21 protein-coding genes are annotated in these 22,503 nt (G+C 52.3%); 18 read left to right on the top strand and 3 right to left on the bottom strand.

Annotation, left to right across the window (positions count from 1 at the left end; genetic code table 11):
* The first annotated feature begins 87 nt into the window (after positions 1–87).
* The 17 genes from ychF (at position 88) to rlmH (ending at position 16,757) form a co-directional block, all read left to right on the top strand.
* Entirely contained in the window at positions 88–1,188 is a 1,101-nt protein-coding gene (gene ychF, locus QWV57_RS17700; RefSeq protein WP_013524881.1) for a redox-regulated ATPase YchF, read from the top strand.
* A 214-nt stretch (positions 1,189–1,402) separates the two neighbouring features.
* Positions 1,403–1,690: a 30S ribosomal protein S6 gene (rpsF, locus tag QWV57_RS17695; RefSeq protein ID WP_011232945.1), complete on the top strand. Its 288-nt coding sequence runs from the start codon at positions 1,403–1,405 to the stop codon at positions 1,688–1,690.
* 30 nt (positions 1,691–1,720) lie between these two features.
* A complete protein-coding gene (ssb, locus tag QWV57_RS17690; protein ID WP_015376126.1) occupies positions 1,721–2,215 on the top strand; it encodes a single-stranded DNA-binding protein in 495 nt (164 codons plus the stop codon).
* A gap of 97 nt (positions 2,216–2,312) precedes the next feature.
* The gene (gene rpsR, locus QWV57_RS17685) at positions 2,313–2,549 is read left to right on the top strand and encodes a 30S ribosomal protein S18 (RefSeq protein ID WP_008880812.1); all 237 of its coding nucleotides are present in this window, start codon (positions 2,313–2,315) and stop codon (positions 2,547–2,549) included.
* 136 nt (positions 2,550–2,685) lie between these two features.
* Complete coding sequence (locus QWV57_RS17680) at positions 2,686–3,612, top strand: YybS family protein (protein ID WP_011232943.1); 927 nt, start codon at positions 2,686–2,688, stop codon at positions 3,610–3,612.
* A gap of 46 nt (positions 3,613–3,658) precedes the next feature.
* Entirely contained in the window at positions 3,659–5,635 is a 1,977-nt protein-coding gene (locus QWV57_RS17675) for a DHH family phosphoesterase (protein WP_020754218.1), read from the top strand.
* Entirely contained in the window at positions 5,632–6,081 is a 450-nt protein-coding gene (gene rplI / locus QWV57_RS17670) for a 50S ribosomal protein L9 (protein WP_020754217.1), read from the top strand. The genes QWV57_RS17675 and rplI overlap by 4 nt, the downstream gene beginning before the upstream one ends.
* Before the next feature lie 78 nt (positions 6,082–6,159).
* Positions 6,160–7,524 carry a replicative DNA helicase gene (dnaB, locus tag QWV57_RS17665; RefSeq protein ID WP_301100173.1) on the top strand — a complete coding sequence of 455 codons (1,365 nt, stop codon included), beginning with the start codon at positions 6,160–6,162 and terminating at the stop codon, positions 7,522–7,524.
* A gap of 217 nt (positions 7,525–7,741) precedes the next feature.
* Positions 7,742–9,028, top strand: a complete 1,287-nt coding sequence (locus QWV57_RS17660; protein WP_301100172.1) for an adenylosuccinate synthase — start codon at positions 7,742–7,744, stop codon at positions 9,026–9,028.
* A 188-nt stretch (positions 9,029–9,216) separates the two neighbouring features.
* A complete protein-coding gene (gene yycF / locus QWV57_RS17655; protein ID WP_011232938.1) occupies positions 9,217–9,930 on the top strand; it encodes a response regulator YycF in 714 nt (237 codons plus the stop codon).
* A 6-nt stretch (positions 9,931–9,936) separates the two neighbouring features.
* Entirely contained in the window at positions 9,937–11,766 is a 1,830-nt protein-coding gene (gene walK, locus QWV57_RS17650; RefSeq protein ID WP_020754214.1) for a cell wall metabolism sensor histidine kinase WalK, read from the top strand.
* Entirely contained in the window at positions 11,759–13,087 is a 1,329-nt protein-coding gene (locus QWV57_RS17645; RefSeq protein WP_015376121.1) for a YycH family regulatory protein, read from the top strand. The genes walK and QWV57_RS17645 overlap by 8 nt, the downstream gene beginning before the upstream one ends.
* On the top strand, positions 13,074–13,856 hold the full coding sequence (locus QWV57_RS17640) for a two-component system regulatory protein YycI (RefSeq protein WP_013146696.1): 783 nt from the start codon (positions 13,074–13,076) through the stop codon (positions 13,854–13,856). The genes QWV57_RS17645 and QWV57_RS17640 overlap by 14 nt, the downstream gene beginning before the upstream one ends.
* A gap of 6 nt (positions 13,857–13,862) precedes the next feature.
* Positions 13,863–14,657, top strand: a complete 795-nt coding sequence (locus QWV57_RS17635; RefSeq protein WP_013146695.1) for an MBL fold metallo-hydrolase — start codon at positions 13,863–13,865, stop codon at positions 14,655–14,657.
* A gap of 101 nt (positions 14,658–14,758) precedes the next feature.
* The gene (locus tag QWV57_RS17630; RefSeq protein ID WP_060788975.1) at positions 14,759–15,979 is read left to right on the top strand and encodes a S1C family serine protease; all 1,221 of its coding nucleotides are present in this window, start codon (positions 14,759–14,761) and stop codon (positions 15,977–15,979) included.
* 61 nt (positions 15,980–16,040) lie between these two features.
* Positions 16,041–16,193, top strand: a complete 153-nt coding sequence (locus QWV57_RS17625) for a CxxH/CxxC protein (RefSeq protein WP_083509335.1) — start codon at positions 16,041–16,043, stop codon at positions 16,191–16,193.
* Positions 16,194–16,277: 84 nt separating this feature from the next.
* Entirely contained in the window at positions 16,278–16,757 is a 480-nt protein-coding gene (rlmH, locus tag QWV57_RS17620; protein ID WP_041468625.1) for a 23S rRNA (pseudouridine(1915)-N(3))-methyltransferase RlmH, read from the top strand.
* A gap of 80 nt (positions 16,758–16,837) precedes the next feature.
* Here the strand turns inward: rlmH and QWV57_RS17615 are convergent, their stop codons facing one another.
* Entirely contained in the window at positions 16,838–18,076 is a 1,239-nt protein-coding gene (locus tag QWV57_RS17615; RefSeq protein ID WP_013146692.1) for a GGDEF domain-containing protein, read from the bottom strand.
* A 301-nt stretch (positions 18,077–18,377) separates the two neighbouring features.
* Here QWV57_RS17615 and QWV57_RS17610 point away from each other — a divergent pair, with 301 nt between their 5' ends.
* Positions 18,378–19,532, top strand: coding sequence for a glycerate kinase (locus tag QWV57_RS17610; protein ID WP_301100171.1), 1,155 nt, complete (start codon positions 18,378–18,380; stop codon positions 19,530–19,532).
* 123 nt (positions 19,533–19,655) lie between these two features.
* On the opposite strand, the gene manA is transcribed toward QWV57_RS17610, so the two are convergent.
* Together manA and QWV57_RS17600 are read right to left on the bottom strand one after the other, a co-directional pair.
* Positions 19,656–20,618, bottom strand: a complete 963-nt coding sequence (gene manA / locus QWV57_RS17605) for a mannose-6-phosphate isomerase, class I (protein WP_301100170.1) — start codon at positions 20,616–20,618, stop codon at positions 19,656–19,658.
* A gap of 191 nt (positions 20,619–20,809) precedes the next feature.
* On the bottom strand, positions 20,810–22,336 hold the full coding sequence (locus tag QWV57_RS17600; protein ID WP_033004954.1) for an FAD-dependent oxidoreductase: 1,527 nt from the start codon (positions 22,334–22,336) through the stop codon (positions 20,810–20,812).
* Between the last annotated feature and the right edge of the window lie 167 nt (positions 22,337–22,503).

Here is a 22,503-nt window from a genome sequence, read left to right as displayed (position 1 = left end):
ACATTCCCCGCTTGCGGCGCGCTTGTCATTTTCTTGGCCAGCCCATATAATGAGGAAAGATGTGAACGGGAAAGAGGAGTGGAACGAATGGGATTGACAGCAGGAATCGTCGGATTGCCGAACGTCGGCAAATCGACGCTGTTTAACGCCATTACAAAAGCAGGTGCTGAGTCAGCCAACTATCCGTTTTGCACAATTGAGCCGAACGTCGGTGTCGTCGAAGTGCCCGATGAGCGGCTCGATGTATTGACGGAAATGTTTCGGCCGAAGCGGACGGTGCCGACTGTTTTTGAATTTACCGATATCGCGGGCATCGTCAAAGGGGCGAGCAAAGGAGAGGGGCTTGGCAACAAGTTTTTGTCTCACATCCGCCAAGTCGATGCAATTTGCCAAGTCGTCCGCTGCTTCAGTGATGAAAACATCACCCACGTGGCGGGCAAAGTCGACCCGCTCGCCGATATCGAAACGATCAATTTGGAGCTCGTGTTGGCTGATTTGGAAACGATTGACAAACGAATCGAGCGGGTCGGCAAAATCGCCAAGCAAAAGGATAAAGAGGCGGCGTTTGAATACGACATTTTGCGGCGGTTGAAGGAGACGCTCGAAGCCGGCAAGCCGGCGCGCACACTCGAGTTCACTGATGAAGAGATGAAAGTCGTCAAGCAGCTGCATTTGTTGACGATAAAGCCGATGCTTTACGTCGCCAATGTCGGCGAGGAAGATATCGCTGACTCTAGCGGCAATCCGTTTGTCAAGGACGTGCGCGAGTTTGCCAAGCGCGACAACGCTGAAGTCATTGTTGTCTGCGCCAAAATCGAAGAGGAAATCGCTGAGTTCAGCGATGAGGAAAAACGGCAATTTTTACAGGAGCTCGGCATCGAGCAGTCCGGCCTTGACCAACTTATCCGCGCCGCTTACAGCTTGCTCGGATTGGCGACGTTTTTCACCGCCGGCGAGCAGGAGGTGCGGGCGTGGACGTTCCGCAAAGGGATGAAAGCGCCGCAATGCGCCGGCATCATCCATTCCGACTTTGAGCGAGGGTTTATTCGCGCGGAAACGGTGTCGTACGATGACCTTGTCGCGGCTGGATCGATGGCGGCGGCGCGCGAAGCCGGAAAAGTGCGCTTGGAGGGAAAAGACTACGAAGTGCAAGACGGCGACATTATGCATTTCCGGTTCAACGTGTAACCATTGGTTCGAGGGCAGGGCGGATGCAGCAGGTCACGGCGTGGGGCCGTTTTTGGCTTGGCCATACGGACGGAAGATGTTTGCGCCGACGGAATGCGGCAAACTGCCTTGCTTATCGTTGTCGGTCATGGTATAATCAACAAATGTGAGTAATGGTGATTGCTCCTTGCTCTTCGAATGGAAGGGCCGCTTAGACCAAAAGGAGGTGACGAGCGTGAGAAAGTACGAAATCATGTACATCATCCGCCCGAACATGGACGATGAAGCGAGACAAGCTCTCGTGGAACGGTTCAACAACGTGTTGAAAGAAAACGGCGCGGAGATTACGAACGTGACGGATTGGGGCAAGCGCCGCTTAGCCTATGAAATTCAAAAATACCGCGACGGCTATTACATGATCGTCAATGTCGTATCGGAGCCGAAAGCGGTGCAAGAATTCGACCGCTTAGCGCGCATCAGCGAAGACATCATCCGTCATATCGTCGTCAAAGAAGAAGAATAATCTTTTCGACATGATGAAGAGGTGGTTCTGATGATTAACCGCGTCATTTTGGTCGGCAGGTTAACGAGAGATCCGGAGTTGCGTTACACTCCAAGCGGAGTGGCTGTTGCCACGTTTACGCTCGCGGTCAACCGTCCGTTTACAAATCAGCAGGGCGAGCGGGAAACGGATTTTATTCAATGTGTCGTTTGGCGCCGCCAGGCGGAAAACGTCGCCAACTTTTTGAAAAAGGGGAGCTTGGCTGGTGTCGATGGCCGACTGCAAACCCGCAGCTATGAAAATCAAGAAGGTCGGCGCGTGTACGTGACGGAAGTGGTGGCTGATAGCGTCCAATTTCTTGAGCCGAAAGGAACGAGCGAGCAGCGAGGGGCAACAGCAGGCGGCTACTACGGGGATCCATTCCCATTCGGACAAGATCAGAACCACCGACATCCCGATGAAAAAGGGTTTGGCCGCATCGATGACGATCCTTTCGCCAATGACGGCCAGCCGATCGATATTTCTGATGATGATTTGCCGTTTTAATAAACAAGTCGCTTGAAGCCCCTGTCTTGAAGCAAAGCGCAGGCAGCGGGCCATTCCACCGATGAGGAAACGATGGCAACGGAAAGGAGGAAACAGCATGGCAGGACGGAAAGGCGGCCGCGGCAAACGCCGCAAAGTATGTTACTTCACGGCGAACAACATTACGCATATCGACTACAAAGATGTCGATTTGCTGAAAAAGTTCATTTCTGAACGCGGCAAAATTTTGCCGCGCCGTGTAACGGGAACGAGCGCGAAATATCAGCGCAAATTGACGGTCGCGATCAAACGCGCGCGCCAAATGGCGCTTCTGCCGTACGTTGCGGATGAGTGAGCCGAAAGCAAGCAGTAAGGGGGGATCCTTACTGCTTTTTTTATCTCCTCTGACTGAGCGGACTCCCACTCCCAAGCAGAGTGAAAGTGGGGAAGGAGGTCAAATCACTAAAAAAACAAAGAAAGGGGAACGTCCATTGCGAAAAACGCACGCCCTCACCGAAGCGGCGATTGAGCTCGCGCTGTTTGCTGTTTTGTTTTTGCTTGCGCTGTACGCGCCGGTCATTGGGATTGTCGCCGCTTTGTTTTTAGCGCTTCCGTTTATGGTGTTTACGATGCGCCATGGGTGGATTCCAGCTATGTTGCTGCTGGCGGCGGCCCTTGTCATCTCCGGTTTGATCGGCTCGCTTTTGTCGCTGCCGATGGCGCTTATGTTTGGCACCGTCGGCATGGCCGTCGGCGCGATGCTTTCGAAACAGAAAAACCGTTATCTTGTTCTTCTTGTCGGCGCGCTTGTATTTTTGGCGAATATCGTGCTTGATTACATCATCTCGATTCAATTTTTGCACGTCGATATGATCCAAGATACGCTTGCGCTCGTGCGAGAATCGTTTGACACGGCAATGAATCTAATGAAGGGAATGGGACAAGCGCCGCCTTTGGAGATGCAAAGGCAGTTCGAACAAGGGCTGAAGCTGATCGGCTATATGGTTCCGACGCTGTTTGTCATCGCTTCGTTTGCGCTGGCGTACGCGACGATCATCGTCTCGCTGCCGGTGATGAAGAGGCTGAAGCTGCCGGTCGGTTCATGGCCGCCGTTTCGCGAGCTTATGTGGCCGAAAACTGTATTGTGGTTGTATGTCTTCGTGCTCCTTCTCTCCTTGTTCCCGTTCAAAGAAGGATCGTTTGCCTATATCGCCGTGTTGAACTTATCGTATGTGTTGCAGCTGGCGATGATCGTGCAAGGATTTTCGTTTCTTTACTACGCCGCTTACAAAAAAGGGGTTGGCAAAGGTGTGGTGGCGGCAGGGACGGTTGTTTGCTTATTCCTGCCTTTTCTACTTTATCTTGTGGCGATATTCGGTATAATTGATTTAGGATTTGATTTGCGCCGCCGCATATGATAATTGGATCAGGCGAGTCATTTCTTCAGTGTAGGAGCTGACTTGAATGTCCCATTTTTATGAAAGGAAAGCGTATCGCTATCCGTTATATGCGTTAGCCGCCTTGGCGGTGCTTATGGCGATCGGCTTGTTTTACTTCCAATGGCTGCTTGGCCTCGTCGCCCTTCTTGGCGTCGGGTTTGTGCTTTATTATGTCATTGGGGCGCAACGCTCCTTGCATAAAGAGTTGGAGCACTATATTTCCAATTTGTCGCACCGGGTGAAAAAAGTAGGCGAGGAAGCGTTGATGCAAATGCCGATCGGCATTATGCTCATCGATGAAGGGGGAGAAATCGAGTGGTCGAACCGTTTTTTGGCCGCCTGCTTTAAGGAACAGACGCTTGTCGGCCGCTCTCTCGCCGAGCTTTCCGAATCGTTGGCCGCTTTTGTGAAAAGGGGAAAAACGGACGAAGAGATCGTCGAATTGAACGGAAAGCAACTGAAAGTGGTCATTCGCCGCTCGGAACGGCTTCTTTACTTTTTTGATGTTACTGAGCATTTGGAATTGAAGCGGCAGTATGAAGCGGAACGGCTGGTGCTCGCCATTATTTTTCTTGACAATTATGATGAAATTACGCAAGGGATGGACGATCAGGCAAAAAGCCAACTAAACAGCCTCGTCACGTCCGTGTTGAACCGGTGGGCGAACGACTATGGCATTTTTTTAAAGCGGACGTCATCCGACCGATTTATTGCCGTATTGAACGAACATATTCTTGGGCGGCTCGAGAAAAGCAAATTTTCCATTCTCGACGAAGTGCGAGAGCAGACGGCAAAACATCATGCCCAGCTGACGCTGAGCATCGGCATCGGCGCCGGCGTGTCCCAGCTCCCGGAGCTCGGGGCGCTCGCCCAATCAAGCTTGGACTTAGCGTTGGGGCGCGGGGGCGATCAAGTCGCGATTAAGCAAGGAAATGGAAAAGTGAAGTTTTACGGCGGCAAAACGAACCCGATGGAAAAGCGGACGCGCGTCCGCGCCCGCGTTATTTCCCATGCGCTTCGCGAACTGATTGCAGGAAGCGACAAAGTGCTCATCATGGGCCATAAATATCCCGATATGGACGCCATGGGAGCGGCGATCGGCGTTTTAAAAGTCGTCCAATCGAACCAAAAGGAAGGGTTTATCGTCGTCGATCCGGCCAAAACGGATGCCGGGGCGCAACGGTTGCTTGAGGAAATGAAAAAACATGCTGAATTATGGTCAAGATGCCTAAAACCGGAGCAGGCGCTTGAGCTCGTCACCGAGGATACGCTTTTGATCGTCGTCGATACGCATCGTCCGTCGCTCGTCATTGAAGAGCGGCTATTGTATCGCACCGACCATATCGTCGTCATTGATCACCATCGCCGCGGCGAAGAGTTCATTGAGGCGCCGATTCTCGTCTATATGGAGCCTTATGCTTCTTCGACATCGGAACTCGTCACCGAGCTGTTAGAGTACCAACCGAAACGGATGAAGCTGACGATGCTCGAAGCGACCGCCCTGCTTGCCGGCATCGTCGTCGACACGAAAAGCTTTACGCTCCGCACCGGCTCGCGGACGTTCGACGCCGCGTCATACTTGCGCGCCCAAGGAGCGGATACGGTGCTTGTGCAAAAATTGCTGCGGGAAAGCATCGCCAACTACGTCAAACGGGCGAAATTGATCGAACGGGCGGTGATCGATGAGCATGGCATCGCCATCGCCAAAGGCGGCGAAAACGAGGTGCACGACCAAGTGTTGATTGCGCAAACGGCCGATACGCTTCTCACTTTAAGCGGCGTCGTTGCCTCGTTCGTCATTTCCAAGCGGTCCGACGGGACGGTCGGCATCAGCGCCCGCTCGCTCGGCGATGTCAACGTGCAAGTCATTATGGAACGGCTTGGTGGAGGCGGACATTTGACAAACGCCGCCGCCCAATTGTCCGAAGTGACGGTGGAAGAGGCGGAGCGGCAGCTGCGTGAAGCCATTCATGACTATTTCGAGGGGGGGAAGCCATCATGAAAGTCATTTTTTTAAAAGATGTGAAAGGAAAAGGGAAAAAAGGGGAAATCAAAGACGTCGCCGACGGTTACGCAAACAACTTTTTGTTCAAACAAGGGCTCGCCATTGAAGCGACGCCGGCGAACATCAAAGCGCTCGAGGCGCAAAAACAAAAAGAGCAGCGCCAAGCGGCGGAAGAATTGGCCAATGCGAGAAAACTGAAAGAAGAGCTCGAGAAGCTGACGGTGGAAATCCCGGCGAAAGCGGGCGAGGGAGGCCGTTTGTTTGGCTCGATCACGAGCAAGCAAATCGCTGAGGCGCTTCAGACCCAGCATGGCTTAAAGCTTGACAAACGGAAAATCGAGCTTGCTGATGCCATTCGCTCCCTCGGATATACGAATGTGCCGGTGAAGCTCCATCCGGAAGTGACAGCGACCTTAAAAGTGCACGTCAAGGAACAAAAATAACGGTAGCGACGATGCCCCCGCCCGCTATGGCGGGGGCATTATCGACGGAAATGAAACGGGGGAAAAGGCGGTGAGACGATGAGCGAACTTTTTTCAGAACGAATTCCTCCGCAAAGCATTGAAGCCGAGCAGGCCGTGCTTGGCGCTGTGTTTTTGGATCCCACTGCGCTGACGCTCGCCTCGGAACGATTAATTCCCGAAGACTTCTACCGCGCGGCCCATCAAAAAATTTTCCACGCCATGCTTCGCGTCGCTGATAAAGGCGAGCCGGTCGATTTAGTGACGGTGACGGCGGAACTGGCCGCTTTGGAGCAGCTGGAGGAAGTGGGCGGTGTCTCCTACTTAAGCGAGCTTGCTGATTTTGTGCCGACAGCGGCCAACGTCGAATACTACGCCCGCATTGTTGAAGAAAAATCATTGCTTCGCCGCCTCATTCGCACGGCGACATCGATTGCCCAAGATGGCTATACAAGGGAAGATGAAATTGACGTTTTGCTCGATGAAGCGGAACGGAAAATTATGGAGGTTTCCCAACGGAAACATTCAGGCGCCTTTAAAAATATTAAAGATGTTCTCGTACAGACGTATGACAACATTGAAATGCTCCATAACCGGAACGGGGACATCACCGGCATCCCGACCGGATTCACGGAACTCGACCGGATGACGTCCGGATTTCAGCGCAGCGACTTGATTATCGTCGCCGCCCGGCCATCGGTCGGGAAGACGGCATTCGCATTAAACATCGCCCAAAATGTGGCGACGAAGACGAACGAAAATGTCGCGATTTTCAGCTTGGAAATGAGCGCCCAGCAGCTTGTGATGCGGATGCTTTGCGCCGAAGGCAACATCAACGCCCAAAACTTGCGCACTGGCAAGCTGACGCCGGAAGATTGGGGCAAGCTGACGATGGCGATGGGCAGTTTGTCAAACGCCGGCATTTATATTGACGATACGCCGAGCATCCGCGTCAGCGACATTCGCGCCAAATGCCGCCGCTTGAAACAGGAAAGCGGCCTCGGCATGGTGGTGATCGATTATTTGCAGCTCATTCAAGGAAGTGGGCGCAACCGGGAAAACCGCCAGCAGGAAGTGTCGGAAATCTCCCGTTCGTTAAAGGCGCTCGCCCGCGAGCTCGAAGTGCCGGTCATTGCTTTGTCACAGCTGTCGCGCAGCGTTGAGCAGCGCCAGGACAAGCGGCCGATGATGTCCGATCTTCGCGAATCGGGGAGCATTGAGCAAGACGCTGATATCGTCGCCTTTTTGTATCGCGACGACTACTACAACAAAGATTCCGAGAACAAAAACATCATCGAAATCATTATCGCCAAACAGCGGAACGGCCCGGTCGGGACGGTGCAGCTCGCCTTTATTAAAGAGTACAATAAATTCGTCAACTTAGAGCGCCGTTTCGATGAGGCGCAAATTCCACCGGGGGCGTAAGACGGACCGCGCTGCCGGCGTCGAGCGCCTTTTTGTTCTTTTGGTCTTTGACTATTTCCCCGTTTACACCCGCGGCGTTGAAGAGGGAGCCTTCCTGATCATTAATAAACGAATAAAAAAGACGATATTTTCTTTTAATGTTCGTGTTTCATTGACTTTATGGCTGAAAACTGGTACACTGACAATGTTTAGACCGAGGAAACTGGAGGTGCTCGCCATGTCGTCAGTCGTTGTTGTCGGCACGCAATGGGGCGATGAAGGGAAAGGGAAAATTACGGACTTTTTATCGGAAAATGCGGAAGTGATTGCCCGGTATCAAGGGGGAAACAACGCCGGACACACGATCGTGTTCAACGGGGAAAAGTATAAGCTGCACTTGATCCCGTCGGGCATTTTTTATAAAGATAAAATTTGCGTCATCGGCAATGGGATGGTCGTCGATCCGAAGGCGCTCGTTGCGGAGCTTTCGTATTTGCACGAGCGCGGCATTTCGACTGATAATTTGCGCATCAGCAACCGCGCCCATGTCATTTTGCCGTATCATTTGAAGTTGGACGAGCTTGAGGAAGAGCGGAAAGGGGCAAACAAAATCGGCACGACAAAAAAAGGAATTGGGCCGGCGTACATGGACAAGGCGGCGCGCATCGGCATCCGCATTGTTGATTTGCTTGACCGCGACGTGTTTGCCGAAAAGCTGGAGCGCAACTTGAGGGAGAAAAATACGTTGCTTGAAAAAGTGTACGGGGTCGAAGGCTTCCGATTGGAGGACATTTTTGAGGAGTATTACGAGTACGGCCAGCAAATCGTCCAATACGTCTGCGACACATCGGTCGTATTGAACAATGCGCTCGATGAAGGGCGCCGCGTCTTGTTCGAAGGAGCGCAAGGCGTCATGCTTGACATTGACCAAGGAACGTATCCGTTTGTCACGTCGTCGAATCCAGTCGCTGGCGGGGTCACGATCGGCGCCGGTGTCGGGCCGACGAAAATCAAGCATGTCGTCGGGGTGGCGAAAGCCTATACGACGCGCGTCGGCGACGGGCCGTTCCCGACAGAGCTGCACGATGAAATCGGCGACCGCATTCGCGAAGTCGGCCGCGAGTATGGGACGACGACCGGCCGTCCGCGCCGCGTCGGTTGGTTTGACAGTGTTGTTGTCCGTCATGCCCGCCGGGTGAGCGGCATTACGGACTTGTCGCTTAACTCGATCGACGTGTTGACCGGCATTGAAACGTTGAAAATTTGCGTCGCCTATCGCTACCGCGGCCAAGTGCTCGAAGAATTTCCAGCCAGCTTAAAAGTGTTGGCCGAATGCGAGCCGATCTATGAAGAACTTCCTGGCTGGACGGAAGATATCACCGGGGTGAAAAGTCTAGACGAGCTACCGGCGAACGCCCGCCATTACGTCGAGCGCATTTCCCAGCTCACCGGCATCCCTCTTTCGATTTTCTCCGTCGGACCGGACCGTTTGCAAACGAACGTCGTCCGCAGCGTCTACGCGTAAGCGGCAACAGTGGACGGTGGCAGGCAGCGTATAAACAATGCAAACGACAGGCATAGATGCGCGCGCGTCTATGCTTTTTTCTTTGATCGGCTCCTCAAAATGGCAATCGGCAAAGGATGATTTCATGTTCATAACATGGTAAATTAGTAATGATAGGATTCCATCGCAAAAGGAAGGATGTGAGCGAGATGGAAAAACGCATTTTAGTCGTTGATGATGAAAAACCGATTGCCGATATTTTGCAATTTAATTTGCAAAAAGAAGGATATGAAGTCATTTGCGCCTACGACGGCGAAGAAGCGCTGCAAAAAGTTGAAGAAACGATGCCGGACTTGATTTTATTGGATATTATGTTGCCGTTAAAAGATGGCATGGAAGTATGCCGTGAAGTGCGGAAAAAGTATGATATGCCGATCATTATGCTGACAGCGAAAGATTCCGAGATTGATAAAGTGCTTGGGTTGGAGCTTGGTGCGGACGATTATGTGACAAAGCCGTTCAGCACGCGCGAGCTCCTGGCGCGGGTGAAGGCAAACTTGCGCCGCCATGCGCAAACGGCCAACCAAGAAGAAGGAGAAAACGAAACAAATGAAATCGTCATTGGCCCGCTCGTCATCCGTCCGGACGCGTATGTCGTGCAAAAGCGGGGGGAAACCATTGAACTGACCCACCGCGAATTTGAACTGCTTCATTACTTAGCGAAACATATCGGCCAAGTGATGACGCGCGAGCATTTGCTGCAAACCGTCTGGGGCTACGATTACTATGGCGATGTGCGCACCGTGGACGTGACGGTAAGACGTCTGCGTGAAAAAATTGAGGACAACCCTTCCCACCCGAATTGGATCGTCACAAGACGGGGAGTCGGCTATTACTTGCGCAATCCGGAACAGGAGTCATGAGCCAGCATGAAAAAAGTAGGTCCATTCCGTTCGATTCATTTTAAGTTTGTCATCATTTATGTATTACTGATTCTCGTTGCCATGCAAATCATCGGCGTGTACTTCGTTCGCAAGCTGGAAACGGAGCTTGTGCAGAACTTTAAAAACTCATTAAACGAACGGGTGACCTTGCTCGCCTATAACGTCGAGCAGGCGATGAATCGGGAGCGCGATGAAAAAAGCCCGACATTGGAAGAAGACATCCGTTCGCTTCTTCATGATTTCGTTTCCCAAGACATTTCCGAAGTGCGCGTCATCGATGAGAAAGGGAAAGTGCTTGCGACATCCAATCCGTATATGCAAAACATCGTCGGAAAGCGGACGACCGAGATTTATGTAAAACGTTCCCTCGTCACCGGCGAAATCGTCGACCGGATGCTGCTCGATTCGAAAACAGGTCATCGCATGTACATTTCGTCGACTCCGATCAAAACGAGCGGCGAAATCAAAGGTGTCATTTACGTCATCGCCTCGATGGAAAACGTCTTTTCGCAAATGCGGCAAATCAATATGATTTTGGCGACCGGGACGGGGATCGCTCTCGCCATTACCGCCGTGCTCGGCATTTTTTTGTCGCGCACGATCACCCGGCCGATTTCCGATATGCGCCGGCAAGCGCTGGCGATGACGAGGGGAGATTTCTCACGCAAGGTCAAAGTGTACGGCTATGATGAAATCGGCCAATTGGCGATGACGTTCAATAACCTGACCAAAAAACTGCAGGAAGCGCAGGCGACGACGGAAGGGGAACGGCGCAAGCTCGAGTCCGTCTTGACGCATATGACGGATGGCGTCATTGCGACCGACCGTCGCGGGCGCGTCATTCTCATTAACGATGCAGCGTTAAACATTTTGAATGTTTCACGTGAAACAGTGCTGTCGAGTTCGATCGTCGACGTGCTTGGCATTGCCGACCAGTATACGTTTGAAACGCTGCTTGAGGAGCGCGATTCGCTCATTTTAGATTTCAGCACGGATGAGGAACTATATATTTTGCGCGCGTCGTTGTCGGTGATTCAAAAAGAGGGCGGATTTGTCAACGGGTTGATCGTCGTTTTGCACGACATTACCGAACAGGAAAAAATCGACCGCGAGCGGCGGCAGTTTGTCGCCAATGTGTCGCATGAATTGCGCACGCCGCTCACCACGATGAAAAGCTACCTAGAAGCGCTCGCTGACGGCGCTTGGCAAGATAAAGACATCGCGCCGAGGTTCATTCAAGTCGTGCAAAATGAAACGGAACGGATGATTCGGCTCGTCAACGACTTGCTCCATCTGTCCAAGCTCGACAGCAAAGACTACAAGCTGAAGAAAACGTGGATCAATTTTTCAGCCTATTTCCATAAAGTCATTGACCGATTTGAGTTGACGAAAAGCGACAACATCCGGTTCGTTCGCAAAATTCCGCGCGAGGCGATTTTTATTGAAGTTGATGAAGATAAAATTACGCAAGTGTTAGATAACATTATTTCGAACGCTTTGAAATACTCTCCGCAAGGCGGGACGATTACATTTCGCGTCCGCAAACTTTCTGATGAAATGATTGTCAGCGTCAGCGACGAAGGGGTCGGCATCCCGAAGGCCGATTTGGCGAAAATTTTTGAGCGGTTTTACCGGGTCGACAAGGCCAGGTCGCGCAAATTGGGCGGTACGGGGCTTGGGCTGGCCATTGCCAAAGAAGTCGTGCTCGCCCATGGCGGAACGATTTGGGCGGAAAGCAAAGAACATAAAGGGACGACGATTTATTTTACGCTGCCGCTAGAACGCGAGCAAAAGGATGACTGGTGCGATGTATGAAACGATCAAAACCATCGTGTTGACGTTGCTTGTGCTCATCAGCATTACCTTAACGTTTGCCTTATGGACATATCATCCGAAATACGACGTGTTGCAAAACGACGAATACATTCAACACGTCTCCGTGAGCAATACGCAAGTGGATACAGCGATGGTCGTGCAGCCAAAGCAGATTCTCATTCATAAAAACGGCGTCCCCTATGCTGTGACGAAAGACGAAGAGAAAAATGAAGTGCTGAAAGAAATGAGAAGATGGACGCTTGACGATTTCGAAGATGTTTCGTCTTCTGTTCCGCAAGGGAAGTTTTTATCGTTTTTAAATGGCAAAGAGCGGCTTGAGATCATTTACCCCGATGAGGTGCCGATCGACATATACCGATTGATTTTCACGATCGATGACAGGGGGCTCGACGGCTTGGCGTTTGACCGCCTGCTCGTCCCGCTCGGCGGGAAGGACGAGTTCCCCATCTACTTCATCGCGACCGACAAGCGCAAAATTTACAAAGCGATTGCCAGCGATGCCTCCTTATCGGCGATCGGCCGGCTGGCGAAAGAAACGAGCCATTTTCCGCGTTATTTCGCTTATCCGGTCAGCGAAACGAAGCAGTTGTATTTGCCGGAAAAAGAAGTGGTGCTCAGCAGTCTGCAATATTATACCGACGAGCTGGACGCAGACAAGTTTAAAGAAGCGCTCTTTAGCGATCCAAGCTTTGTCAAAAAAGATTTGATTCCGTTTGGCGAAGAATATACAGACGGTTCGCGGCTGATGGACGTCGATTTTCTTCAACGGATGCTGCTGTATGTGAATCCAGCGGCGCGCGTCTCGAATATGGGACAAACAGAGCAAGAAACCCATATCATCCAAAAAAGCATTGATTTCGTCAATGAGCATGGCGGTTGGACGGATCTGTATCATTTCGCCCGCTGGAGCGAGGAGGATCGAAAAGTCACGTTCCGGCTTGTCGTCAACGGCTATCCAGTCTTTAATGAATACGGCATGTCAGAAATCGTGGAGACGTGGGGAGCGTCCGATTTGATGAAATACCAGCGTCCGCTCTTCCGCCTTGAAATCGCGGATCGCAACCGCACACCAAAAACGCTGCCGTCCGGCCATGAGGTCGTCAACTGGTTCGAACAGACGAAAGGCGTTCGCAAATCGCTCATCAAAGATATCGCCATCGGCTATGAGCTCATCAAAGATCCCGAGCGGGAAAAAGTCATCCGCCTTGAACCGGCATGGTTCTACTTGTACGGACAAACGTGGAAAAAGGTGGACACGAGCGATGAGGCGGGAGGAGGGGGAACAAATGGACTGGAGTAAAACGAAGACGATTTTTATTATCGTGTTCCTCATCCTCGACTGCTTTTTAGGCTATCAGTTTATGGAAAAACGAAACAGCAGCCAGCTCGATGTCATTTTGGAAACGACGATTGAAGAGCAGCTTGAGGCGAACGGCATTACGTATGTGGATCTGCCGAAAGAAGTGACGAAAGCGGCGTATGTCAGCGGCAAAAGCCGCTCATTCACCATGGCGGATGTAAAAAAGCTGCCCGGGCAAAAAGTGAAAATCGAAGGAGAAACGAAAGTCAAAGGGACGTTCATCGATCCGGTTGCGCTGCCGATTGACGATCCATACCAGTTGCGTGAGTTTTTGCAGCGCTACATCATCGGCGGCGGGCAATATGCCTTTTGGTCGTTTGATGAAAAACAAGGAATCTTGACCTGCTACCAAGTGTATGACGGTAAGATGATTTACGGCAATGAAAACAGCAAGCTCGTCATCCATGTCAACGGGAGACGGGAAGCGCTGTCGTATGAACAGACGATGCTCAGCGACTTGGAAAAGTACGAGCGGAAGCAAGATATCGTCCCGGCGATTAAAGCCATTGAGACGTTGTACCGAAAAGGGCATTTGCAGCCGGGCGACCGCGTCACAAAAGTGGAGCTTGGCTATTACGGGCTTGTTCAATTTACTGCATCCCAAGTGTTGACTCCAACTTGGCATATTGTTGTCAATCGGAAGGAAGACTATTTCGTCAATGCGTTTGAAGGGCAAGTGATCAATGATCAAGGAAATGTGCTGGAGTGAAAGAACATGACGATGCGATTTAGTGTGCTGGCCAGCGGCAGCACCGGCAACGCCTTTTACATTGAGACAGACCGCCAGCGCCTGCTTGTTGACGCCGGTTTGAGCGGCAAGCAGCTTGAGGAGTTGTTTGCTGAGATCGGCCGCCATCCAAAGCAGCTTGATGCGCTGCTTGTCACCCATGAACATAGCGACCATATTAAAGGGCTCGGGGTGCTTGCCCGCAAGTATCGGCTGCCGGTGTATGCCAATGAAAAAACGTGGCGGGCGATGGAACAAGCGGTCGGCGACATTCCGCCCGAGCAAAAATTTGTCTTTCCGCTCGGCGCGGTAAGGACGTTCGGCGATGTTGACGTCGAATCGTTCGGCGTCTCTCACGACGCCGCCGAGCCGATGTTTTACGTTTTCCACTATGAAGGGAAAAAGCTTGCGTTGCTCACCGATACCGGCTATGTGAGCGAGCGGATCAAAAAGACGATTGAAAACGCGGATGTGTTCGTGTTTGAAAGCAATCATGACGTCGGCATGCTGCGGATGGGGAGATATCCATGGAGCGTCAAGCGCCGCATTTTAAGCGATGTCGGCCATATTTCGAATGAGGAAGCGGGTTTGGCGCTTGCTGACGTGATCGGCGACCGGACAAAGCAAATTTATTTGGCCCATTTGAGCCAAGATAACAATATGAAAGAGCTGGCGCGCATGACCGTGACGCAAGTGTTGGAACAGAAAGGCTTAGCGGTCGGCGCCCGCTTTCGTTTGTATGATACCGATCCGCGTCGGGCGACGGCACTAGCGTATGTATAAAGCCCGTTTTGCCGAAACTGAGGGAGACACATTTGTTGGATTTTTTCTCCTGTTCATGATTATAATGAGGGATGGAGACGAATGTGGAAAGGAGGGTGAGCATGGGATACTACGACGACCATTATGAGCCGTACGAACAAACGAGGAGGAAGCGGCGCAGCGGATCGTTTGTTTCCGCGCTTGTCGGCGCCGTGTTAGGAGGGCTGCTCGTCCTCATGTCCATTCCGGCGCTTTCCCGTTGGGATATCCTCCCGTATGATGTTGTGCCGAATCAAAGAGCAGAGGAAGAGCCAAAAACAGAGGAAAATGGAACTCCACCGATTCGGCAGAGTGTTTCCGTAGATGTGACGACGGCGGTGACAAAGGCGATCGACCAAGTGTCGGATGCGGTTGTCGGCGTTGTCAACATTCAAGAAGCCAGCTTCTGGTCGCAAGGAGGCGAGGCTGGCGTCGGATCGGGCGTCATTTACAAGAAAGCGGGAGGCCGGGCGTTTATCGTCACGAACCATCATGTTGTTGAAAACGCCAGTCAGCTCGAAGTGAGCCTCAAAGATGGGACGAGAGTGCCGGCGAAGTTGCTGGGCAGCGATGTGCTTATGGATTTAGCCGTCTTGGAAATTGACGCGAAGCATGTGAAAAAAGTCGCCCAGTTCGGCAACTCCGATACAGTGAAGCCAGGCGAGCCGGTCATTGCCATCGGCAACCCGCTCGGCTTGCAGTTTGCCGGCTCGGTGACACAAGGCATTATTTCCGGAACGAACCGGACGGTTGAAGTCGATTTGGACCAAGACGGCGCTCCAGACTGGAATGCAGAAGTATTGCAGACAGATGCGGCGATCAACCCGGGCAACAGCGGCGGCGCTCTCGTCAATATCAAAGGGCAAGTCATCGGCATCAACTCGATGAAAATCGCCCAAGAGGCGGTTGAAGGCATCGGGTTCGCGATCCCGATCAACACGGCCATTCCGATCATTTCGGACTTGGAAAAATACGGACAAGTGCGCCGTCCGTATATGGGCGTTGAACTTCGCTCGCTGAGCGACATCCCATCGTACCATTTGCAGGCGACGCTCCATTTGCCGCCGAACGTAACGGAAGGAGCGGCGGTCATTCAAGTCGTGCCGATGTCGCCGGCCGCACAGGCGGGCTTAAAACAGTTTGATGTCATCGTGGCGCTTGACGGCCAAAAAATCCGCAACGTGCTTGATTTGCGCAAATATTTGTATACGAAAAAATCGATCGGTGACCGGATGGAAGTCACGTTTTATCGTGATGGGAAAAAACGCACGGTCACGATGAAGCTGGCGCGCGAGTCGTATTAAACGAAAGCGGATGGAGGGAGCGGAAACGCTCCTTCTTTTTTCCACAAGGAAAGGGGCGAGAATGATGATATTCACATGTGAAGAACATGTCGACATCGCCATTGATCAATATGTAGATGAAACGGAACAGGCGCCGGATCTCCTGCCTGTGGACAACAGCGAAAAACAGTGCTGTTTTTGCTCGAAACAAGCTGTATATGTCGTAGGAGGATAACAGTTTTTTCACAACATGTGGATATGTGTTGTGTATATGTGGATAAATCTTGTTGATAAGTTGTTTATAAGGCAGGGGTTGTTTGTGCATATTTCCATTGTCGCTGTGGGTAAATTGAAGGAAAAATATTTAATCGCTGGAATTAATGAATATACAAAGCGTCTGTCCGCATACGCCAAAATCGACATCATCGAAGTCGCTGATGAAAAAACGCCGGAGCGGGCGAGCGAACTTGAGGAGGAACAAATCAAAGAGCGCGAGGGAGGACGGCTGCTGGCGAAAATTCCGCATGACGCCCACGTCATCGCGCTCGCGATTGAAGGGAAGATGAAATCGTCCGAGCAATTCGCCGCCCGTCTCGATGAGCTCGCCACCTACGGCAAAAGCAAAGTGGTGTTCGTCATCGGCGGCTCGCTTGGCTTAAGCAAACAAGTGATGGCGCGCGCCGATGAGACGCTGTCGTTTTCGAAAATGACGTTTCCACACCAGCTGATGCGCCTCATTTTGCTCGAGCAGATTTATCGTGCGTTTCGCATTAACCGCGGGGAACCGTATCATAAGTAAGGGAAATTTCCGTTTATTTACTAATTGAACTGCTTCACCTTAGGTTGCGCTAAGGAAAAGTCAAGGGAGAGCCGCCTAATTTATGCAACTCCCCCGCATTGGGCTGATACTTTATTTTTGCCGCTTTCTTTCGAACGGAGCAATAAATGGTCGGCATAAATGTACGCTTTTTCAATTGACATCGTTCCTTCTGCTTGACAAAAGTAAAGACCGAACGACGACGTATAGGCAATGGGACGTTTCGCCGCCATATAATCGACCAACACGGTGCTGCGGCGCACTGCTTCTCGAATCTCCTCGACAAGCCGGACGCTCTCTTCAAACGTGCGATTACGCAAAAACATCGTAAATTCTTCACCGCCGCTGCGGAACAAAAAATCGCCCTCTTTGAGAAACTGTTTCAAGGTTGAGGCGAAATGGCGGATCACCTCGTCGCCGACGGCATGGTTATACGTGTCGTTGATCGTTTTAAAATTGTCGATATCGGCGACGACGACGCCAATCCATTCACCGGATCCGTTTAGCTTGGCGATCGTTTGATCCATGTAGGCGCGGTTATGGATGCCGGTCAAAAAGTCGGTGTAGGCCATTTTTTCGAAGTGGTCGCGTTCTAGTTTATGCTGGATGCTTTGCGATTTGGAAAAAAACGAGCGGCTGACGAAGTAATTCAGCAAAAATAAGCTCAAAAGCATATCCCACCGCTGTTCTTGCAAAAAGAGAAATAACAGACCGTTTGTCAGCGCCGTTTTTCCCATGTCCATCCAGCTTCTCGTCTTAATAAAATCCAACGCCTCGCGCTGTGTCTGAATGTCGCCGGTTATATAAAAAATGATGATCAGGCAACAGTCAGTCAAAAAGGAAACGACGATGACGAGCAGGAATAAAAGCAGCCAGAAGCCAATGAACGGAATAGACTGAAACAGCGGACCAAGGAGATCGTATAAGGCAAACGCGAGCGAATTGAACGTCACAAACGAACCAATGTTGTACAATGTGTGCAGCCATTCATCGGGTTCCGCTGTTTTCAAATATTTTTTGGCTATATGTTCAGTCAAGCGAAACAACGCTTCAAAGATAAACAGCCCGAACGGGCCGGCAAATAAGCAGAAGGATAAACTGTAGTTAATGCCGTAATCAACGGGAATATTGTTTTTCGTTTTGTCTATGACGCGCAAGTGTGAATACAAGCTGGAAAACAGCCAATAAAACAGCAAAGCGATGACATAGGTGCGATCGAAGAAAGGCGGCTTTGACACAAACACAACAGCAATGGACGCGGAAAAAACAGCAAAAATAATCGGTCGTGCTCGGAGTAACATCTCGGCTCTCTCTCCTATAAATCTGACCTCTGACAACTTCGTCGTTGATGAAGTGATTCCAAAAAGAGGAAGACCGCTCACATGCCAGTGGCTTTCAGCAAAAATACGGATTATAGCAGACGATGGCGAACGGTGAATTTGGAAACCGTCTTTTTTATAGAATCAACATGTTCCCAATTGGAACAAACGAACATATGGTTATATCTATTATAGTACTATATACATAATTGTGAAAATAGACAAAATGGCATTGTTTTTCGCTTTTTTTCCACAAAATTTGACACATGAGGAGGGAAAAAGAATGAAAATCGTTATTGCTCCTGATTCATTTAAAGAAAGCCTTTCTGCGCTCGAAGTCGCCGAGGCGGTCGAGCGTGGGTTTCGCACGGTGTTTCCGGAGGCGGAATACGTTAAGGTGCCGATGGCCGACGGCGGGGAAGGGACGGTGCGGTCGCTCGTTGATGCGACCGGCGGCCTCATCGTCGAAACGGAAGTGACCGGGCCGCTCGGCGAGCCGGTGCGGGCGTTTTTTGGTTTGCTTGGCGATGGGAAGACGGCGGTGATTGAGATGGCCGCCGCCTCAGGGCTGCACCTTGTCCCGCGCGACCGGCGCAATCCATTGGTGACGACGACGCGAGGGACAGGGGAGTTGATCCTTGCAGCGCTGGATGCCGGTGCCACCCACCTCATCATCGGCATTGGCGGCAGCGCGACGAACGACGGTGGGGCCGGCATGGTGCAGGCGCTCGGGGGAAGGCTTTTGGATGAAGACGGCTGCGACATCGGTCCGGGCGGCGGCGCGCTGGCCGATTTGCATGCGATTGACCTTTCCGGTCTCGACCCGCGTCTTGGGGGAGTCCGCATTGACGTGGCGTGCGACGTCGACAACCCGCTTACCGGTCCGAACGGAGCGTCCGCCATTTTCGGCCCGCAAAAGGGGGCGACACCGGATATGGTCGCGGTTCTCGACCAGAACTTGGCGCACTATGCCGACGTCATCAGCCGCGAACTCGGCAAACAAGTCGGCGACATTCCCGGCGCCGGCGCGGCCGGAGGCTTGGGAGCGGGACTGCTCGCGTTTCTCCCGGCCGAGCTAAAGCGCGGTGTGGAGATTGTGATCGAGACGGTTCAGCTCGCAGAGCGCGTCAAAGGCGCCGATTTAGTCATTACCGGTGAAGGACGGATCGACGGACAGACGATATTCGGAAAAACGCCGATCGGTGTCGCCAAAACGGCGAAGCAGTTCGGCGTCCCGGTCATCGGCATCGCCGGTTCGTTAGGCGACGACAGTGCGGTCGTCTTAGACCATGGCATTGACGCCCTCTTTACAATTGTTCCCGGCGTCATTCCGCTTGAGAAAGCGTTCGAGCAGGCGGAACAGTATGTGACGCAAACGGCGCGGCATATTGCGTACGTATACCGTCTTGGCCAACTAGGAAAACAATCCCCCCGTTAATATTTTCGACAAAAAGAAGGGGCTGACCCAAAAAGGCGACGCCCCTTAAATCGAACACAATTTGGTCATTTTGCTGCTTATGGCAATGAGAACGAGTGTCCCGAACCTTTGGGACACCCGCGTTTATTTGCCTTTCCGTGGCCACGACGCGATCGCCTGGAGGGAGCCGCGAATGGTGAAACGGCCGAATTGATGCGGCAAAATGAAATGGTCGCCCCGGCGAAGCAAGTATGTCTGTCCTTTGCGGACAAGCTCGCCTTCGCCTTCGAGGATGCTGACGATGAGAAACGGTTTTGCCTGCTCTGATTCGAACGCGCCGCGGACGTCCCATTTTTGGACGCCGAAGTAGTCGCCTTCCACGAATGTCGTCACAGTCGCGCCCGGGAATTCGGCGACATGGGGGCGGATGTCGATGTCGCGGTGCGGGACAGTCGTGACATCTATTGCTTTGTCAAGATGAAGCTCGCGCTTCCGCCCTTGGCTGTCGACACGGTCGTAGTCGTAGACGCGGTAGGTTGTATCTGAGCTTTGCTGCGTCTCAAGGACGAGCGTCCCTTCGCAAAGGGCGTGGATCGTGCCGCTCGGGACATAGAAGAAGTCGCCGGGGCGGATCGGCACTTTCCGAAGTAAACGATCCCATTCCCCCGCTTCCATCATCGCGCGCAGCTCTCCTTTCGTTTCTGCATAATGGCCGTAAATCAACTGGGCGCCCGGCTTGCAATCGATGATGTACCAACATTCCGTTTTGCCGAGCTCTCCGCCTTCATGCGTTTTGGCGTATTCATCGTCCGGGTGGACTTGGACGGACAAGTCGGCGTTGGCGTCTAAAATTTTGGTCAACAGCGGGAAGCGGTCAGACGGGAAGTGGCCGAACAAATCGCGGCGTTCCTCCCATAATTGTCCGAGCGTCATCCCGGCAAACGGTCCGCGGGCGACGACCGTCTGCCCGTGCGGATGGGCGGACACCGCCCAGCATTCCCCGGTTTGCGAAGACGGAATGTCGTAGCCGAATCGTTCGGCGAGCTTCGTGCCGCCCCAAATCCGTTCTTGGAAGACAGGGGTGAGAAAAATCGGTTCAAGGTCCATGCGTCATCCCTCCCGAAAACATCATACAACATGCAGTCCACTCTAATTTTCATCTTATCACGAAATGCGCCATCGGCAAATGAAAACGATAAGGGGGTTAGGAACATACGCTCCCAACCCCCATTGGAACTCAAGGTCGACATGCCGATTGCGACGATGTTCTGCACGCGCCGCCGTCCTGCGTCAGCGCCTCACTTCGCGTCATCAAGTTCAATGCGCGCGAGCGGCTGTTTCGCCGGTCCTTCGATCACATCGCCATCGATCGAGAAGCGCGAGCCATGACATGGGCAGTCCCATGTCCGGTCGCCGCTGTTCCACTCCAGCTCGCAACCCATATGAGTGCACGTCGTGTCAACGACATGGAGTCCCCCGGCTTCGTCCTTATAGGCGCCAGCCCGCTTTCCGTTGACCGAGACAACCGCCCCTTCGCCATGCGCCAAATCTTGCGGCCGGCGGACAACCGGTTCGATCTTTCCAACCAGCAAATGTTTGGCGACGTCAAGGTTTGTCGTGAAAAACTGCTTCATGCTTGGATCAGCGTAAAAGCGCGACGGGGAGTACAAGTCGCGGTATCGGTTGTCGCGGTCGAGGATGAGGTCAGACAAAAGCATCCCGGCGACCGTCCCGTTCGTCATCCCCCACTTCCGGTACCCTGTCGCGACATAAATGTTTGGCGTCCCTGCCGTCATCGGGCCGATGTACGGCACGTTGTCCAGCGTCGTCAAATCTTGGGCGGACCAACGGTAACGGATGTCGTTCACCGTAAACAGCTGCGAAGCGAACGAGGACAGCGCCTCGTAATGACGCATCGTCGGCACGCCTTGGCCGGTTTTATGGTTTTCGCCGCCAATCAGGATAAGCGTCTCGCTGCCTGCCGTTGCGGAGCGGATCGAGCGTTTCGGTTCATCGGCGCTTAAATACATGCCGCCCGGGTACGGTTCCGTGATCGTCACTCCCAATACGTACGACCGTTCAGCGTACATGCGCGAAAAGTAAAACCCGCCGTCGTAAAACGGAAAGTGAGAACAGACGGCGACATGGTCGCACTCAACCCGTTTTTTGTCTCGCGTAATGACTGTCATCCTTTTTCCTTGTTCAATATCCGCCGCTGGTGTGTGTTCGTAAATGGCGCTACCAGCCTGTGTGATCGAATCGACGAGCTTGGCCAAATATTTGAGCGGATGAAATTGCGCCTGCCTCTTCATCACGACCGCTGCCGCCACCGGCAGCGGGAGCGGGATCGACTCAACGAAGGCGCCGTCAATGCCGAGCCGTTCGTACGCTTCCCATTCTTTCACTAGTTTTTGGAAAGAAGAGGAAGACGTCGTATAAATATAGGCATCTTGCTCGCAAAAGTCGCAGTCTATTTGTTGTTCTTCGATCGTGCGGCGGATAAACTGGAGTGCGTCCATGCAGGCGTCATAATAGAGCCGCGCCTTTTCTGCACCGAAATGGTTAAGAAATTCATCATAGACGAGATCGTGCTGGGCGGTGATTTTCGCTGTCGTATGGCCGGTCGTGCCGTTCAGGAGCCGGTCGGCTTCCAGAAGGGCGACGCGCGCCCCTTGCGCCGACAGCAAATACGCTGTTGTAATCCCGGAAATGCCGCCGCCGATGACTGCGACGTCGACGGAAATGTCCGCATCGAGTTTCGGAAACGACGGAAGCGAAACGGAGTCGCGCCAGTAAGGCTCTACGGTGGAAGGAAGGGACGACATGATGACCTCCTCCTTGCATGTCAATGTTGTCTTCTGTAGTTTTCCTTTTATCGGGCGAACTATTCCACATATCCACAACCGTTTTCTTTTTTTGGCAACTATCCGCAAGGAGAAGGAAAGATGGTACAATAGAAAAAGGGAATCAAACTGTTTTGCAAAAATAACGT

The organism is Geobacillus zalihae (assembly GCF_030414215.1).
Lineage (GTDB): Bacteria > Bacillota > Bacilli > Bacillales > Anoxybacillaceae > Geobacillus > Geobacillus zalihae.
This window is presented reverse-complemented; position numbering and strand designations above follow the sequence as displayed.

Bases quoted from the DNA above. Each gene is read 5' to 3' on its own strand.
- QWV57_RS17630 (WP_060788975.1), top strand. From the start codon at position 14,759: ATGGGATACTACGACGACCATTATGAGCCGTACGAACAAACGAGGAGG.
- QWV57_RS17600 (WP_033004954.1), bottom strand. From the start codon at position 22,336: ATGTCGTCCCTTCCTTCCACCGTAGAGCCTTACTGGCGCGACTCCGTT.
- QWV57_RS17645 (WP_015376121.1), top strand. From the start codon at position 11,759: ATGTATGAAACGATCAAAACCATCGTGTTGACGTTGCTTGTGCTCATC.
- QWV57_RS17625 (WP_083509335.1), top strand. From the start codon at position 16,041: ATGATGATATTCACATGTGAAGAACATGTCGACATCGCCATTGATCAA.
- QWV57_RS17660 (WP_301100172.1), top strand. From the start codon at position 7,742: ATGTCGTCAGTCGTTGTTGTCGGCACGCAATGGGGCGATGAAGGGAAA.
- QWV57_RS17635 (WP_013146695.1), top strand. From the start codon at position 13,863: ATGACGATGCGATTTAGTGTGCTGGCCAGCGGCAGCACCGGCAACGCC.
- rplI (WP_020754217.1), top strand. From the start codon at position 5,632: ATGAAAGTCATTTTTTTAAAAGATGTGAAAGGAAAAGGGAAAAAAGGG.
- ychF (WP_013524881.1), top strand. From the start codon at position 88: ATGGGATTGACAGCAGGAATCGTCGGATTGCCGAACGTCGGCAAATCG.
- rpsR (WP_008880812.1), top strand. From the start codon at position 2,313: ATGGCAGGACGGAAAGGCGGCCGCGGCAAACGCCGCAAAGTATGTTAC.
- ssb (WP_015376126.1), top strand. From the start codon at position 1,721: ATGATTAACCGCGTCATTTTGGTCGGCAGGTTAACGAGAGATCCGGAG.
- QWV57_RS17615 (WP_013146692.1), bottom strand. From the start codon at position 18,076: ATGTTACTCCGAGCACGACCGATTATTTTTGCTGTTTTTTCCGCGTCC.
- QWV57_RS17675 (WP_020754218.1), top strand. From the start codon at position 3,659: ATGTCCCATTTTTATGAAAGGAAAGCGTATCGCTATCCGTTATATGCG.
- manA (WP_301100170.1), bottom strand. From the start codon at position 20,618: ATGGACCTTGAACCGATTTTTCTCACCCCTGTCTTCCAAGAACGGATT.
- QWV57_RS17640 (WP_013146696.1), top strand. From the start codon at position 13,074: ATGGACTGGAGTAAAACGAAGACGATTTTTATTATCGTGTTCCTCATC.
- yycF (WP_011232938.1), top strand. From the start codon at position 9,217: ATGGAAAAACGCATTTTAGTCGTTGATGATGAAAAACCGATTGCCGAT.
- walK (WP_020754214.1), top strand. From the start codon at position 9,937: ATGAAAAAAGTAGGTCCATTCCGTTCGATTCATTTTAAGTTTGTCATC.
- QWV57_RS17610 (WP_301100171.1), top strand. From the start codon at position 18,378: ATGAAAATCGTTATTGCTCCTGATTCATTTAAAGAAAGCCTTTCTGCG.
- dnaB (WP_301100173.1), top strand. From the start codon at position 6,160: ATGAGCGAACTTTTTTCAGAACGAATTCCTCCGCAAAGCATTGAAGCC.